The 15,315-nt window shown below is 59.2% G+C and carries 12 protein-coding genes; 6 read left to right on the top strand and 6 right to left on the bottom strand.

All coding sequences use genetic code 11. The annotated features are described in order from the left end of the window. Nucleotides 1–2 precede the first annotated feature (2 nt). Nucleotides 3–623, bottom strand: a complete 621-nt coding sequence (locus HKK53_RS14715; protein ID WP_169371418.1) for an energy transducer TonB — start codon at nt 621–623, stop codon at nt 3–5. Between the two features lie 94 nt (nt 624–717). Here HKK53_RS14715 and HKK53_RS14710 point away from each other — a divergent pair, with 94 nt between their 5' ends. Beyond that, a complete protein-coding gene (locus HKK53_RS14710) occupies nt 718–1,500 on the top strand; it encodes a class I SAM-dependent methyltransferase (protein ID WP_169371417.1) in 783 nt (260 codons plus the stop codon). Between the two features lie 120 nt (nt 1,501–1,620). Here the strand turns inward: HKK53_RS14710 and HKK53_RS14705 are convergent, their stop codons facing one another. Continuing rightward, nucleotides 1,621–2,265 (bottom strand): TetR/AcrR family transcriptional regulator, encoded by a 645-nt coding sequence (locus HKK53_RS14705; protein WP_169371416.1) that lies wholly within the window; start codon nt 2,263–2,265, stop codon nt 1,621–1,623. A gap of 94 nt (nt 2,266–2,359) precedes the next feature. Here HKK53_RS14705 and HKK53_RS14700 point away from each other — a divergent pair, with 94 nt between their 5' ends. The 3 genes from HKK53_RS14700 (at nt 2,360) to HKK53_RS14690 (ending at nt 7,998) form a co-directional block, all read left to right on the top strand. Then, entirely contained in the window at nt 2,360–3,460 is a 1,101-nt protein-coding gene (locus HKK53_RS14700; protein ID WP_169371415.1) for an efflux RND transporter periplasmic adaptor subunit, read from the top strand. A gap of 6 nt (nt 3,461–3,466) precedes the next feature. After that, the gene (locus HKK53_RS14695; RefSeq protein ID WP_169371414.1) at nt 3,467–6,538 is read left to right on the top strand and encodes an efflux RND transporter permease subunit; all 3,072 of its coding nucleotides are present in this window, start codon (nt 3,467–3,469) and stop codon (nt 6,536–6,538) included. Between the two features lie 122 nt (nt 6,539–6,660). After that, a complete protein-coding gene (locus tag HKK53_RS14690; protein ID WP_169371413.1) occupies nt 6,661–7,998 on the top strand; it encodes a Fic family protein in 1,338 nt (445 codons plus the stop codon). 42 nt (nt 7,999–8,040) lie between these two features. Here the strand turns inward: HKK53_RS14690 and HKK53_RS14685 are convergent, their stop codons facing one another. From HKK53_RS14685 to plsB, 4 genes are all read right to left on the bottom strand, one after another. Continuing rightward, nucleotides 8,041–8,730: a DUF4197 domain-containing protein gene (locus tag HKK53_RS14685; protein ID WP_169371412.1), complete on the bottom strand. Its 690-nt coding sequence runs from the start codon at nt 8,728–8,730 to the stop codon at nt 8,041–8,043. Nucleotides 8,731–8,758: 28 nt separating this feature from the next. Further along, nucleotides 8,759–9,157 (bottom strand): YbaY family lipoprotein, encoded by a 399-nt coding sequence (locus tag HKK53_RS14680; RefSeq protein WP_169371411.1) that lies wholly within the window; start codon nt 9,155–9,157, stop codon nt 8,759–8,761. Between the two features lie 131 nt (nt 9,158–9,288). Further along, the gene (locus tag HKK53_RS14675; protein ID WP_169371410.1) at nt 9,289–9,882 is read right to left on the bottom strand and encodes a hypothetical protein; all 594 of its coding nucleotides are present in this window, start codon (nt 9,880–9,882) and stop codon (nt 9,289–9,291) included. A gap of 93 nt (nt 9,883–9,975) precedes the next feature. Continuing rightward, nucleotides 9,976–12,465, bottom strand: coding sequence for a glycerol-3-phosphate 1-O-acyltransferase PlsB (gene plsB, locus HKK53_RS14670; RefSeq protein WP_169371409.1), 2,490 nt, complete (start codon nt 12,463–12,465; stop codon nt 9,976–9,978). 165 nt (nt 12,466–12,630) lie between these two features. Here plsB and HKK53_RS14665 point away from each other — a divergent pair, with 165 nt between their 5' ends. Both HKK53_RS14665 and HKK53_RS14660 read left to right on the top strand, forming a co-directional pair. Further along, entirely contained in the window at nt 12,631–12,840 is a 210-nt protein-coding gene (locus HKK53_RS14665; protein WP_169371408.1) for a cold-shock protein, read from the top strand. Between the two features lie 315 nt (nt 12,841–13,155). Next, nucleotides 13,156–15,291, top strand: coding sequence for a hypothetical protein (locus HKK53_RS14660; protein WP_169371407.1), 2,136 nt, complete (start codon nt 13,156–13,158; stop codon nt 15,289–15,291). Nucleotides 15,292–15,315 lie beyond the last annotated feature (24 nt).

Genomic DNA, 15,315 nt, shown 5'->3' with positions numbered 1-15,315 from the left:
GCTTAAGCGGCGATGCGCAGGTTCTGCAGCACGATCGGGCGCGCCCAGCCGTTGTCGAAATCGAGTTGTTTCTGTTGTTCAACCAGTTCTTCGGGTGAGAACGGTGGGAACGGTTTGTCCAGCAGGTGCAGTTCGAATTCGGCGATTGGCAGATGCAACGGACGCGGCTGCGGCGCCGGGCCGGCGGCTGGCACAGGTTGGCCTGCAGTGAGGACGATTGGGCGCACCCAGCCACTTTCGAAGTTCTGCTGTTGCTGCTGGGCGACGATTTCATCCGGCGGGAACGGCGGGAAAGGTTTGTCAGCCAGCTCCATTTCGAACTCGGCGATCGGCAGGAACAGCGGCTCTGGCGGCTTGACCTGGGTTTCCGTTACATCGCATTCACGCTGGGAAATGATGTGCGCGTAGAGCTCGCTGCCGACGGTCGGTTCGACCGGGCTTTCCAGATCCACCGGTGGAAAAGTCCCGCACGCCGGCACCACATCGCTCGACTGTTCGGCCAGGGCCTGGGCAAAAAAATCTTGCCACAGGTGACTGACGCCGCTCAGTGCTTGGGAGTTTCGCAGCCCATAATCGCCATGACGCGATATATAGCCTACGGATGTGGTTTGAATGTCTGACATTTTTCTCGGTCGACGCTCAGCTCTGGCAAAATGCTCGATAGTTTTGTTATCGGACGTTTTTGGCCGATCATTAATTTTTTGAGCACCTTTTCCCATGATTGAACAACCCGCGGCCTGCCGCATCCATGTCGAGGCCTCGGCCCCGGCGTTTCAGCCACAGGCCGAGCAATGGGCCGAGCGCCTGGGCCTGCCCATGCAGGTGGATGACGGCGAGTTTGCCTTGCAGGTGGGCGAACAGGGTTTGCAGCTGCAACAGCTGGGGCCGGATGCGCCGGGGCCGGTGCGGGTGGACTTCGTCGAGGGCGGCGCGGCCCATCGTCGGTTGTTCGGCGGCGGTACCGGACAAATGATCGCCAAGGCGGTCGGCATCGCCCAAGGCGTGCGCCCACGGGTACTGGATGCCACGGCGGGGCTGGGCAAGGATGCGTTTGTGCTGGCGAGCCTGGGTTGCGAGATGAGCCTGATCGAACGTCAACCGCTGATCGGTGCGTTACTGGAAGATGGCCTGGCTCGCGGTGCGGAAGATTTCGACGTGGCGCCCATCGTCGCGCGGATGCGCTTGCTCAAAGGCAATTCGATTGAAGTCATGCGCAATTGGGAAGGCGAGCCGCCGCAGGTGATCTACCTCGACCCGATGTTCCCGCATCGCGAGAAAACCGCTCTGGTGAAGAAGGAAATGCGCCTGTTCCGCCCGCTGGTGGGCGATGACCCGGATGCACCGGCCTTGCTCGAAGCGGCGTTGGCCCTGGCCAGCCACCGGGTGGTGGTCAAGCGCCCGCGCAAGGCGCCGTGCATTGCCGGGCCGAAGCCGAGTCATGCGCTGGATGGGAAATCCAGTCGGTATGACATTTATCCGAAGAAGGCGCTCAAGCCCTGATTCAGCACTGATCGTTCCCACGCCCTGCGTGGGAATGCAGCCCGGGACGCTCCGCGTCCCTGCCGAAGCGGACGCGGAGCGTCCATTGAGGCGTTACCACGCAGAGCGTGGGAACGATCATCAGGCTGACGCTGACCGATACGCCCGCATAAACAACCCCACCACTTCCCGCACGTGGCTCTCCGCCGCCTCGCCGATCAACGGCTCACCGCAGCCATACAACAAGCGGAAATTCCCCGCGCCTTTGAGCAGGCAGAAGAAATGTTCGGCGGCATTGCGCGGTTTATCGATGCTCAGTGCGCCGGCCTGATCGATCCGGCTCAGCAAGCGCTCCATGCCACTCAACATGCGCTCAGGCCCGGCCTCGAAAAAGATCAGCGACAGTTTCGGGTCCTGGCTACCCAGGCTGATCATTAACCGATGCAGGTTCACCGACTCATCGCTATTGATCAGTTGATGAAAGCCACGAGCGATGTTCAACAGCACCGTTTCCACCGAAATGCCGTCCGGCAATTCAAAAAACAACGGCGGCAGTTGCTCTTCGCACTTGGCGACTACGGCGGCGGAGAACAGTGTCTCCTTGTCATTGAAATGGCTGTAGACCGTCAGCTTCGACACCCCCGCCTCGGTGGCCACGGCGTCCATGCTGGTGCTCGCATAACCATTACTCAGAAACAGAATTTTCGCCGCGTCGAGGATGGCCTGGCGCTTGGCCAGATCCTTGGGGCGGCCCGGACCATTGGATGCTGAAAGATTGTTCGACATTCTTCGCTTTTAATACTGGACTGGTGAGTTTGCTATTAATAACATACCGGCCAGTATAATTATTCCAAGCACCATTAGCGAAAGGTCCTTCACCATGTTCCGCTATGCCTTGCCCCTCGCGTTGCCAGTCACACTGGCTTTTTTATTGTCGGCGTGCGGTCACGACGAGGCGCCGCAAGTCAGCGTGCGACCGGCCATGGTGGTACAACCCGAGCCTTCGGCCCAGGCGATGGAAAGCTATCCCGGTGAAGTTCGCGCCCGTTATGAGCCGGACTTGGCATTCCGCATTGGCGGCAAAGTCAGCCGACGACTGGTCGAGGAAGGTCAGCGGGTCAAGGCCGATCAGCCGCTGGCCGAGCTCGATCCCCAGGACGTGCGCCTGCAACTGGAAGCCACCCGCGCCCAGGTCACCGCCGCCGAAGCCAATCTGAACCTGGTCCGCGCCGAACGGGATCGCTACAAGACGCTGATGGACCGTCAGATGGTCAGCAAGTCGGCGTACGACAATTCCGAAAACCTCTACCGATCCGGTGAAGCGCGCCTCAAGCAAATCAAAGCCGAGTTCAACGTCTCGACCAATCAGGCCAGCTACGCGGTGCTGCGTGCGCCGCAGGATGGGGTGGTGGCCAAGCGTGCCGTTGAAGTCGGTCAAGTGGTCGCTGCCGGGCAAACCGTGTTCACCCTTGCCACCGATGGCGAGCGCGAAGTGTTGATCAGCCTGCCGGAACAAAGCTTCGGCCGTTTTAAGGTCGATCAACCGGTGTCGGTGGAACTCTGGACCCAACCCGATCAACGTTTCACCGGGCGCATCCGCGAGCTGTCGCCTGCGGCCGATCCCAAATCCCGAACCTTCGCCGCGCGCATTGCCTTCACCTCCGGCAAAGTCCCGGCGGAACTCGGCCAGAGCGCCCGGGTGTTTATCCAGACCGCCGCCGTGGTGTCGCTGGCCGTGCCGCTGTCGGCAGTCACCGCAGAAAACGGTGCCACCTACGTGTGGGTGGTAGGTGCCAACAATACGTTGAGGAAAGTCCCGGTCCGGGTGGGTGCCTTCGGTGAGAAAACCGTGCCGGTGCTCGAAGGGTTGAGCGCCAGCGACTGGGTGGTGGCCGCCGGGGTTCATGTGCTTCACGACGGGCAGCAAGTGCGCCCGGTGGATCGCTCCAACCGCGTGGTCAATCTGGCGGACAAGGAGTAATTCCCGATGGGTTTCAATCTTTCCGAATGGGCGCTGCGTAACCGCCAGATCGTACTGTTCCTGATGCTTTTACTGGCGATTGTCGGCGCACTTTCCTACACCAAACTGGGACAAAGCGAAGACCCGCCGTTCACCTTCAAGGCCATGGTGATTCGCACCAACTGGCCGGGGGCCACGGCCCAGGAAGTCTCGCGCCAGGTCACCGAGCGCATTGAAAAGAAGCTGATGGAAACCGGCGAGTACGAGCGCATCGTCTCGTTCTCCCGCCCGGGTGAGTCCCAGGTGACCTTCATTGCCCGAGATTCGATGCACTCGGCGCAGATTCCGGAGCTGTGGTATCAGGTCCGCAAGAAGATCAGCGACATCCGCCAGACCCTGCCTCCGGGCATTCAAGGCCCGTTCTTCAATGATGAATTCGGCACCACCTTCGGCAATATCTACGCCCTGACCGGCGATGGTTTTGACTACGCCGTGCTCAAGGACTACGCCGACCGCATCCAGATTCAGCTGCAACGGGTCAAGGATGTGGGCAAGGTCGATCTGCTTGGCTTGCAGGACGAGAAGATCTGGATCGAACTGTCCAACGTCAAACTGGCGACCCTTGGGCTGCCATTGGCGGCAGTCCAACAGGCCCTTGAGGAACAGAACGCAGTGTCGACCGCCGGCTTCTTCGAAACCAGCAGCGAGCGATTGCAGCTACGGGTCACCGGGAATTTTCAGACGGTCGAGCAGATAAAAAGCTTTCCGATCCGGGTCGGTGATCGTACGTTCCGCATCGCCGATGTCGCCGACGTGCGTCGCGGTTTCAACGACCCACCGGCGCCGCGCATGCGTTTCATGGCCGAAGATGCGATTGGCCTGGCCGTGGCGATGAAGGACGGCGGCGACATTCTGGTGCTGGGCAAGGCGTTGGAAGTCGAGTTCGATCGCATCCAGAAAAACCTCCCCGCGGGTATGCAATTGCGCAAGGTCTCGGACCAACCCGCCGCGGTTAAAACCGGTGTTGGCGAGTTCGTCCAGGTGCTGGTGGAAGCCCTGGCAATCGTGTTGCTGGTGAGCTTTTTCTCCCTCGGCGTACGCACCGGCATGGTCGTGGCGCTGGCCATTCCGCTGGTGCTGGCGATGACCTTCGCCTGCATGTATTACCTCGGCATCGGCCTGCACAAGATCTCCCTCGGCGCGCTGGTGCTGGCCCTGGGGTTGCTGGTGGACGACGCGATCATCGCCGTGGAAATGATGGCGATCAAAATGGAGCAGGGCTTCGACCGGATCAAGGCCGCCAGCTATGCCTGGACCAGCACCGCGTTCCCGATGCTCACCGGTACGCTGATCACCGCAGCCGGGTTCCTGCCGATTGCCACCGCGCAGTCGGGCACGGGTGAATACACCCGCTCGATCTTCCAGGTGGTGACCATCGCGCTGCTGGCCTCGTGGATTGCCGCCGTGGTGTTTGTGCCGTACCTGGGGGAAAAACTCCTGCCGGACCTGGCGAAGATTCACGCCGCCAAACACGGCACGGCTGACGGTCAGCCTGACCCTTATGGCACGCCGTTCTATCAACGGGTTCGGCGCTTGGTGGAGTGGTGTGTGCGCTGGCGCAAGACCGTGATCGTGCTGACCGTGGTGTTGTTCATCGCCTCCATCGTGTTGTTCCGCTTCGTGCCGCAGCAGTTTTTCCCGGCCTCCGGTCGTCTTGAACTGATGATCGATTTGAAACTGGCCGAAGGCGCATCCCTGAGCAACACCAACGATGAGGTTAAACGCCTCGAACGTCTGCTGAAGGATCACGCCGGTATCGACAATTACGTGGCTTACGTCGGTACCGGTTCGCCGCGATTTTACCTACCGCTGGATCAGCAATTGCCTGCGGCGAGCTTCGCCCAGTTTGTCGTCCTGGCGAAAACCATCGAAGAGCGCGAAATCCTGCGCACCTGGCTGATCGAAACCCTCAACGAACAATTCCCGGCCCTGCGCTCGCGGGTCACGCGTCTGGAAAACGGTCCGCCGGTTGGCTACCCGGTGCAGTTCCGCATCACCGGCGAGCACATCGAAGAAGTGCGCGCCCTGGCCCGCAAAGTGGCGGAAAAGGTGCGCGAGAATCCTCATGTGGTCAACGTCCATCTGGACTGGGAAGAACCGAGCAAAGTTGTCTATCTGAACGTCGATCAGGACCGCGCCCGAGCCCTCGGTGTGAGCACCGCCAACCTGTCGAAGTTTTTGCAAAGCTCGCTGACCGGTTCCAGCGTCAGCCAGTACCGCGAAGACAACGAGTTGATCGAAATCCTCCTGCGCGGCACCGTGCATGAACGCACTGAGCTGTCGCTGCTGCCGAGCCTGGCGGTGCCCACCGACAACGGCAAAAGCGTCGCGCTGTCGCAGATCGCGACCCTGGAATACGGCTTCGAAGAAGGCATCATCTGGCACCGCAACCGCCTGCCCAACGTGACGATTCGCGCCGACATCTATGGCAAGGAACAGCCGGCGACCCTGGTGCAACAGATCCTGCCGACCCTCGACCCGATTCGCGCCGAACTGCCCGACGGCTACTTGCTGGAAGTCGGCGGCACGGTGGAAGACTCGGCCCGCGGGCAGAACTCGGTGAAGGCTGGCGTGCCACTGTTCATCGTCGTCGTGCTGACGTTGCTGATGCTGCAACTGCGCAGTTTCTCACGCACGGTGATGGTGTTTCTGACAGCGCCATTGGGATTAATCGGCGTGACCCTGTTCCTGATGGTGTTCCGCCAACCGTTCGGCTTTGTCGCCATGCTCGGGACCATTGCCCTGTCCGGGATGATCATGCGCAACTCGGTGATTCTGGTGGACCAGATCGAACAGGACATCGCCGCCGGGCTCAAACCCTGGCAAGCGATCATCGAAGCCACAGTGCGCCGCTTTCGGCCGATTGTGCTGACAGCACTCGCGGCGGTACTGGCGATGATTCCGCTGTCGCGTAGCGTGTTCTTCGGGCCAATGGCGGTGGCGATCATGGGCGGGTTGATTGTCGCGACGGCGTTGACGTTGCTGTTCCTGCCGGCACTGTATGCGGCGTGGTTCAGGATCAAGAAAGAATCGGCCTGATCCCCACGTAGGAGCAGCCTGCGGTAGCTCCTACAGGAATTTCAGAAGTCTCTGATATTGAGTCGCAGAGGGCTCAATGCTGTACTCCAGGCTCGGTTTGACGAGTTCTTGAGACAGTCGCAATGAAAAAGCCCCCCGCGCTGAAGGGCCGGACCGACCCGGTGTTCGACCTGTTGGCGCAATCACCTCACAAGGAACGCCTGTCGGATTACCTGGCGTTGCTAAAACCCCTGGATGACCAGGGGCGCTACTTGCCGTTTGATGATCTGCGCTACCGCTGGGCGCCGGGACTGGATAGCCATCTCTGTTGGGCGTTGGTCAAGAAGGCCCGAACCGCCCAGTACGCCAGCCTGCTGCCATTGGGAGAACCGATCCAGTGGGGCAGTTTCGTGCTGACACCGGTCGCGCAAAAAGCCATTTCGGCGGTCGATCGGCAAGCCACCATTGCCGCGCTGGAGTATATGACCAGCCAGATCGGTGAACGCGCGCATTTCAGCTATCTGCTCAATGACTTGATTGAAGACGAAGCCGTCAGCAGCAGCCAACTGGAAGGTGCGGCGACCACCACGCGCGTGGCCAAGGACATGCTCAAGCGCAAGCGCCTGCCACGCACGCCGGATGAGCGAATGGTCATCGGCAATTACAAGATGATGAATTTCGCCTGGGAAAAACGTTACGAACCCTTGAGCATCGAGTTGATCGCGGCGATCCATCGGGTGGGTGTCGAAGGCATCGATGACGCGCAATATGCGCCGGGGACCTTCAGGATCAACGACGACGTCGTGGTGCAGGACGGCGAGGGCAACACCGTCCACACACCGCCTCCAGCGGCGGGGCTTGTGTCACGCTTGCAGGCGCTGTCGAAGTGGATCAATCAATCCCACGACGACCCTAATCGGGTTGACTGCCTTCATCCACTGATCAAAGCCATCGCGCTGCATTTTGCCCTGGGCTACGAGCACCCGTTTCGCGACGGCAACGGTCGTGTCGCCCGGGCGCTGTTCTACTGGTTCATGTTCAAGCATGACTTTTCGGCCTTCCGCTACATTGCCATCAGCGTTCTGCTGCGCAACGCGCCGGTGAAATACGGGCGCTCCTATCTTTACACCGAAGCCGACGACCTGGACCTGACTTACTTCATCGACTTCCAGTGTTCGGTGATCTTGCGGGCTGTGACTGGTTTTACTGAGACCTATCGCAAAAGCCTGGCGTACGCGGAGGACTTTGATCGATGGCTGTTGGCATCCGGTTTTTTCGACCGGCTCACCGAAAAACAGCGGGCGGTTTACCAAGTGGCCAAGAGCGGGATGGCTAAGGAGTTTACGGCGGTCAACGTGATGGACAATCTGGATTGCTCATACAAAACAGCGACGGCCACCCTGAACGGGTTGGTCGATTTGGAGGTGTTCGAGAAGCGCAAGATGGGGCGGGAGTGGGTGTTTTTCTTGCGGATTGCTTGACGCTTGATCGTTCCCACGCGGTGGGAACGATCAACAACGGGTTTACAGCGTACCGAAGACTTTCTTGGCCAAACTGGTAGCCGCAGCTGCCGGGTTCTGGCGAATGGTTTCTTCCTGCTTGCCGATCATCTCGAACAAGCCGTTCAACGCCTGCTCTGTCACGTAGCTTTCGATGTTGGCGCTCTTCGCGTCGACTACACCCAAAGTCGCTGCTTGGCCGGCGAACGAGTTGTATTGCTTGGCCAAGCCTACTTGGTCGGTGGCTTGCTTGACGATCGGCAGGAACTTGGCGCGGATCTGTTCGCGGCTGGATTTATCCAGGTATTGGGTGGCCGAGTCCTTGCCGCCGCTGAGAATGCCCTTGGCATCGGCCACGCTCATTTTTTTCACGGCATCGACCAGGATTGGCTGGGCCTGGGTGACGGCGGTTTCCGCCGCTTTGTTCATGCTGGTTTCCAGTTGATCAACCTGGGCGCCCATGCCGAAGGCTTTCATCTTGCTGGCGACTTTGCCCAGCTTGCCTGGCAGTTCGATTTTCACGTCCGGGTTGTTGCTGAACCCGCCCGGCGTGCCGAGTTGTTTCACGGCCAATTGCGCGCCTTGGGTCAGGGCGTCTTTCAGGCCGCCGGTGGCGTCTTGTTGCGACAGGTCACTGAGGGACAGCGCGAGGGCGCTGGCGGAAATCATCAAGCCTGCGCACAGGCCGGCGAAGCGAAGGGTAGGGCGGAGCATGGCGGCTTCCTTGTACGAATAAGGGATATTAACGGACGGCGTCGACGCGGATTTTCAGCGGTTGCGGATCGTTGCCATCGAGTTGCACGGCGTGGTTCTCGGTGGTGATGAACATCAGCTCACCATTGACTTCAATGCGCGCGCTGACCGAGTAACGATGACCGGGTTTGACCTGCGCCGGGTCGTAGCTCAGGTGAAACGGCAGCGGCACCTGGCCTTTGACCGGGCCTTTCTGCTCATCGAGCACCACGGCGGGCGCGTCGGCCAGGGACACGTCCTGCAGGCTGACGCTCAACGTGGCGCTTGGCGGCAGGGCGATGCGTTGCAGGTAGAACACTTCGCCATCGAGGCTGGTTTTGGCGCCAGGGTGCAGGGTCTGGCAAGCACCGAGCAGGCTGGTCAGACAAACAAGCGTCAGTTTTTTCATCAAGGGCCTCTGAGACATTGGCGCCAGAAGAAGCCTGGCGCCCGGGGAATTTAGCGGATTTTGCGGTAGACGTCGAAAATCAAAAACCAGGCAGGCGAGCAAGCGCTCTCAACAGGTCAATAGTTGAAGTGTCAGCCTTTGAACCCAAAGGGCACTAATACGGCGAGATCAGGGGACACGGATATATTCTGGCCAAACCTGTTTTCCATGCCTTTTAGCGCGTAGCGTTTTCCTGGTACGGCTTGAGCCGGATCGTAATTCAAGTAAAAGGCTGTGGCCGTTTCTTCATCGCAGTGAATGCGTACAAGTTCAGCGCCCGGCTCATTATGTTCATGGGCGTGGATCGTGACTGCCTGATCACGCTCGATAGGCTTTGGTTGTTGCGCTTCGATATAAAGTTGCCCAATTGGACTTAAGTGAAGTGTCTGCCGATGGGGCGCCTTGTCGACAATGACAAAGTAATCCAGGTCCAGCAGTAACGGTTTTTGATTGTGGCTGAGTTGAATATTGATCTGATATTTGACGCTGACATCCACATACGTGTGCTGGAAGGAGAAGTTCCATTGGCCATCCGCTATTGCGGGATGAACCCAGTTCACCACGTTGATGGGACGGGAAGTATTAATGACCTGAATGTTGATTCGAGTTTCGCAGTCGCCATCTGTTGGCGCTACGTAAGCAGGTGGAAACTTGAAAGTTAGAGTGACGTTTGAATGATGGCTCATCGCGATGTCCTTATCGTGATAATGAAAAACCCAATTTATCTTTTAATTAACTAACAAAGAAACGTCCTTGTTTCTTTGTTAGTTGTCTGGAAGTTACAACGGGTTAGCGTCAGCCGCATCTTCACTGCGATGTAACGCCACCTGACGGATCGACAAGCGAATCTCCGCCGGCAACACACGCTTGGCCGCGCCTTCCGCCAACTCGCCGAGCAATTCGTGATAGCTCAGCTTGCCCGCTTCATCGCGCTTGAGTACGTCCAGATCAAGCAGGGTCTGGATAAAGTGACGGAACAGGCTCTTGTCGAAAAATTCCGGGGCGTTCAGACCATGCAGGATCGACAGGCGCTGGGCCATGACGGTGCAGAGGTCTTCCAGCTCTTCGGCGCTGATGCTGTTCTGGCCGCTGTTGAGCAGCAGGGAAACCGTCATGTAGAAACGTTGCAGGGTCTGGGCGATGCTTTTCGACAGCAGCGTCAGCAACACGAAGTGCCGCGAACTCGGCGCGGGACGCAGGTACACGTCGTTCTCGAATCGCAGCAGGCCTTGCTCGACAAAGGCTTCGAGCCATTGATCGACCACCGCCTCCAGTTCATCCATGGACCAGCGAATGAACAGCTCCGATTGCAGGTACGGATACAGCGCGCGGGTGTAGCGCAGGATCTGTTCGCGGCTCATGCGCGACGCACTCTGGAAGAAGCTCGCCAGCAGCGCCGGCAGCGCGAAGATGTGCAACACGTTGTTGCGGTAGTAGGTCATGAGGACGGCGTTCTGCTCATCCAGATACAGAATCTTGCCCAAGGCATCGCTCTGCTCGGACAGCAAGTCCATGTCCTTCACGTGCTCGATCAGCGCCCGACCGTCACCTTCCGGCAGCGTGGTGTGCGGCGAGTACGGCACCTTGCGCAACAGCGCCAGATACAAATCGAGCACCCGCGCCATGGCGCGATCGTCCAGCGCCAGACGAGTGGTGGACAGCAGCGCAAGCGCCACCAGGTTCACCGGGTTGATCGCGGCGGCTTCGTTCAAATGCTGCGCGACTTTTTCGCCGAGACGGTTAGTGGTTTCGTTGAGCCAGGCCGGTTTGAACTGTGGGCCGAGTTCCTGTTGGCGCCAGTCCGGCTGCTCGCTGTCGAGGAATTCCGCCAGTTTGATCGGTTCGCCGAAATTCACCGCCACCTGGCCGAAGCGCTGCTTGAGCGCGCCGATGACTTTGAAAATATCGAAGATCGATTCTTTCTTCTTGCTCGCGCCGCGCAGTTCACCGAGGTAGGTCCGGCCTTCCAGAACACGCTCATAACCGATGTAAACCGGGATGAACACGATGGGCATGCGCGACGAACGCAGGAAGCTGCGCAGGGTGATCGCCAGCATCCCTGTTTTCGGTTGCAGCATGCGCCCGGTGCGCGAACGGCCACCCTCGACGAAGTACTCCACCGGGAAGCCCTTGGTGAACAGGGTGTGCAGGTATTCGTTGAACACCGAGGTATAGAGCGGGTTGCCCTTGAAGGTACGGCGCATGAAAAACGCGCCGCCGCGACGCAGCAGGCTGCCGATCACCGGCATGTTCAGGTTGATCCCGGCGGCAATGTGCGGCGGGGTCAGGCCGTTGCGGAACAGCAAATACGAAAGCAGCAGGTAATCGATGTGGCTGCGGTGGCAGGGCACGTAGATCACTTCGTGACCCTGGGCGACTTTCTGCACGCCTTCGATGTGGTTGACCTTCACCCCATCGTAAATCTTGTTCCAGAACCAGCTCAGCACCACTTCCAGAAAGCGGATGGCGGTGTAGGTGTAGTCCGAGGCGATCTCGTTGCCGTAGCGCAGGGCCTGGGCCTTGGCTTTCTCCGGGGAGATGTTCTCGCGCTCGGCTTCGTCGAGGATCGCTTGTTTGACCAGTGGCTGATTCAGCAGACCTTTGACCAGGTTGCGACGGTGGGAAATGTCCGGGCCGATGACGGCGGCTTTGAGGTTGCGGAAGTGTACCCGCAGGATCCGCTGGGCCATGCGCACGGTGCGCTCGTGGCCCTTGTTGTGCTCGATCAGCTCGCGCAAATGGATCGGCGCCGAGAACTGCACGCGGGTCTTGCGCCCCAGCACGATGATGCTGAGCAAGCGGCGCAAACGCCCGGTGACCGCCCAGCTATCGGCAAACAACAGCTTCCACGGGCTCGACTCGCTGTCCGGCGACTGACCCCAGAACACGCTGACCGGAATGATCTGCGCATCTTCGGCGGCGTTCTGGCTCAGGGCGCTGACCAGGCGGGTCAGGGTCGGCGGCGCGCCGCGTTTGTCCTGGCGGCCGAGCCAGTCGGGCTCCGGCGTCAGATAGAAGAACGCGGCAGGCTCCAGCAGGTTACCCACCGACACCGGCAGCACCGGCCGCGGCAGGCCGGCCTTGGTGCACTCGGCGTCGACCACGGCCAGGTCGGTCAGCGAAGGGTTTTGCAGGACGTAGAACACCGGACGGCTGCGGTCGAGGTTGAGGGTTAGGGACGACTGGTTGATCGTCTCCGAGCGAACCCAGAGGTACAACAGTCGGCGCAGGGTGCCAAACACAAGACGACGGAACGGGGAGCGGGTCATACGGCTTCTGCGTGAGTGAATAAAACCGAGCAGTTGCTCGGGGGGCTGACAGTGTGCCGGATTCGCCGAAAATCGGCAAAAAAGCGGCCAAGTAATCTTGAGTTGAGAGTTTTTGCGGCTGTCATATACTCGACCGCTCAAAATAAAAAGAAGAGGGACTGATACATGGCAACGCGCGAAACCGGCAATGTGAAGTGGTTCAACGACGCCAAGGGCTACGGCTTCATTCAACGCGAGGACGGGGTGGACGTGTTCGTGCACTACCGCGCGATACGTGGCGAAGGCCACCGTTCGCTGGCTGAGGGCCAGCAGGTTGAATACGCCGTGGTGACAGGGGAGAAGGGGTTGCAGGCTGAGGATGTCCTAGGTCTGTAAACCGATTCTTCGAATCACACATCACCCGAGCGAAGCTTGCCCGCGAAGGCGTCATCACTGGCGCTAAAAGCTTCGCAGCAAGCTGCGCTCATGCGGGGCTGTTGTGTTTCCCATCAGAAATTTTGCAGATCATCTGTTCACCGTCGCCCTTGCGGGATGCCTTAGTGGCTGCTCACTGCCATGCCATGTCTCAATGCTGGATACTTGGCCACCTGTCATATCTGACAGTAGACGTTGAAAAATCCATAGCCTTATATTTTTCCTTCAGGGACTTGCTTCAACTAAAGAAGCCCGTCTCGCTGAAGGAAAATGACGATGAAATGTTGGCTGATTCTGTTGTTGTTCATTTTACTGGCCGGTTGTGCGAGTGCTCCCCATGATGACGCTGGCAAGCTCGCTGATGGTCGGGCGATTGTGCCGCCGGCTGAGGCTAATGGTGGGTTTGCCGGTGCCTTGTCAGTTTCGCAAGCGTCGGCACCCGCCGCCCCAGTCATCGAGACCCCCACGCAAAGCAGTCTAAACGGCCGTTATCCATTGCTCTCCGGTACAGGGGCGCCGGGAGCAACGGTGCAAGTGATGCAAAGCAGCCAGATCAACCGTGTCGTGGTCAGCACCGTCGTAGGCGCGAATGGGCGCTGGGCTGCCCGCAGTGCGTTGGAGTTGGCGCCGGGCTCCTTTTCCATGGCTGGCCGGCAGACCCTCGGCGGCCAAACATCGGCCTGGGGCCTGACGCGGGTGTTTACCGTCGTTGACGCGCCCGTTGCTCCGGTGATTGAAAACCCGCTGCAGAGCAGCCAGAGCGGCCGGTATCCGCTGCTTTCCGGCACGGGCATTCCGGGAGCCACCGTGCAAGTCATGCAGAGTAGCCAAATCAACAAAGTACTGGTTAGTACCACGGTTGATGCTCATCGTCAGTGGACAGGTCGCAGTGCTTTGGAGTTGGCTCCGGGTTCCTTTTCGATGGCTGGGCGACAGACGCTTGATGGCAAAACATCGGCTTGGGGCCTGACGCGTGTGTTTACTGTCGTTGACGCGCCCACTGCTCCGGTAATTGCCAGCCCGCTGCAGGGCAGCCTGAACGGCCGCTACCCTTTACTCTCCGGTACGGGCATTCCGGGGGCGACTGTGCAAGTCATGCAAAGTGGCCAAATCAACAACGTCCTGGTCAGTGCCACGGTTGATGCTCAGGGGCAGTGGACAGGTCGCAGTGCGTTGGAGTTGGCGCCGGGGCCCTTTTCGATGGCTGGGCGACAATTGCTTGATGGCAAAACGTCAGCCTGGGGGCTGACCCGTGTGTTTACGGTCGTTGCGGGCCCGTCTGTATTCAAGGTGGTCGAGGCGACGGCCGGTGAGTTGAATGCCGAAACCCTGGGCGCCAATGCCACCGTGCAGGTGAGTTATCCGACATTGGCGCCCCGCGATACGGTCGGTGTGCGTCTGAGCGGTGTGGAGTTGCGCGATGCACCGATTCAGACGGTGTCTACGGTCGGCGTGCTGACGTTTTACCTGCCCAAGGCGTGGATCACTAAAAATCTAAATCGCACTGTTAGTCTCACCTACACCTACAAGGTGGGTGGCGCGGGCAGTCTGATTACGTCGTCGCCGCTGGCGATCAAAATCGTCGGTGCCGCGGCCGAAGGCGATGGTCAGCGGGTTGCGAATGAACTGAATCAGCAATACGCCGATACCCGACAAAACTGCGGTAGCGCCTCATTGCCTGCTGTCCTGTGTTCTGGTGTCATTCTGCGGGCAACGATAAACGGCACAGGGTATCGCGCGTGGAATCCCAGCCCCTTGTCTCAAAAAAACGGTGGGGTTTCGTTTTTCTACATTCGCAAGGATGCCGCTTTCAAAGCCTTTCCTGCGGTTTACCCGAATACCAGTGGAATCATCTTCTACCCTCCGCAATCGCGTCCCCAGGGAATGGTCGACGTGCCGGTCCTGTGTATCTTTCCAATGGATGGCGGCAGTGATATCAGGGGGGATCAAGGTTGTGGCGTGTCGAGTAATTACCCCTCTGTCAGTCGCTCGTGCGAGTTGCAGGGGATCACTACGGCGGCGGGTTGGTTGACTCATTACAATCAGGGGGCGGGGGCGCAGAAGTACCAGCGTCAATGCGGTTTTAATGTCAGAACCAGCCAGGGGCAACTGGCGGCAAACGCGTTTTATCAAGGTATTTTGGCAATGAAGTTACTGGGCGCCGAGTCGTTCAATACCTGGAATGAAATCCGCCTTGCCACGTGGCCGCAGAATATTCACACCACCCTCCCGATCAAGGCATTCTTTTACACCCGTAATGGTTTGGCGAATGCCAGGTTCAATCAGCAGGATTTTTACAAGTACTCAAGTAAGGCCGTGCCAGTGATCAAGCTGACACTGCCCAGTACGACCACCGAGTCAGCCAGGTTTGAATTCATCAAGGCTGATCAGGTGGTAGGCAACTGGCGCTGACAGTGGCCGAGAGCAGCGCAGGTC

Origin of the sequence: Pseudomonas sp. ADAK7, assembly GCF_012935675.1 — a bacterium.
GTDB lineage: Bacteria > Pseudomonadota > Gammaproteobacteria > Pseudomonadales > Pseudomonadaceae > Aquipseudomonas.
The sequence above is the reverse complement of the archived record's forward strand: the minus strand, read 5'-3'. Positions and strand labels throughout refer to the sequence as shown.

What these genes read in the sequence shown, in the direction of transcription:
- HKK53_RS14665 (WP_169371408.1), top strand. Translation starts at nt 12,631, where the DNA reads ATGGCAACGCGCGAAACCGGCAATGTGAAGTGGTTCAACGACGCCAAG.
- HKK53_RS14660 (WP_169371407.1), top strand. Translation starts at nt 13,156, where the DNA reads ATGAAATGTTGGCTGATTCTGTTGTTGTTCATTTTACTGGCCGGTTGT.
- HKK53_RS14695 (WP_169371414.1), top strand. Translation starts at nt 3,467, where the DNA reads ATGGGTTTCAATCTTTCCGAATGGGCGCTGCGTAACCGCCAGATCGTA.
- HKK53_RS14710 (WP_169371417.1), top strand. Translation starts at nt 718, where the DNA reads ATGATTGAACAACCCGCGGCCTGCCGCATCCATGTCGAGGCCTCGGCC.
- HKK53_RS14685 (WP_169371412.1), bottom strand. Translation starts at nt 8,730, where the DNA reads ATGCTCCGCCCTACCCTTCGCTTCGCCGGCCTGTGCGCAGGCTTGATG.
- HKK53_RS14715 (WP_169371418.1), bottom strand. Translation starts at nt 623, where the DNA reads ATGTCAGACATTCAAACCACATCCGTAGGCTATATATCGCGTCATGGC.
- HKK53_RS14700 (WP_169371415.1), top strand. Translation starts at nt 2,360, where the DNA reads ATGTTCCGCTATGCCTTGCCCCTCGCGTTGCCAGTCACACTGGCTTTT.
- HKK53_RS14705 (WP_169371416.1), bottom strand. Translation starts at nt 2,265, where the DNA reads ATGTCGAACAATCTTTCAGCATCCAATGGTCCGGGCCGCCCCAAGGAT.
- HKK53_RS14690 (WP_169371413.1), top strand. Translation starts at nt 6,661, where the DNA reads ATGAAAAAGCCCCCCGCGCTGAAGGGCCGGACCGACCCGGTGTTCGAC.
- HKK53_RS14675 (WP_169371410.1), bottom strand. Translation starts at nt 9,882, where the DNA reads ATGAGCCATCATTCAAACGTCACTCTAACTTTCAAGTTTCCACCTGCT.
- HKK53_RS14680 (WP_169371411.1), bottom strand. Translation starts at nt 9,157, where the DNA reads ATGAAAAAACTGACGCTTGTTTGTCTGACCAGCCTGCTCGGTGCTTGC.
- plsB (WP_169371409.1), bottom strand. Translation starts at nt 12,465, where the DNA reads ATGACCCGCTCCCCGTTCCGTCGTCTTGTGTTTGGCACCCTGCGCCGA.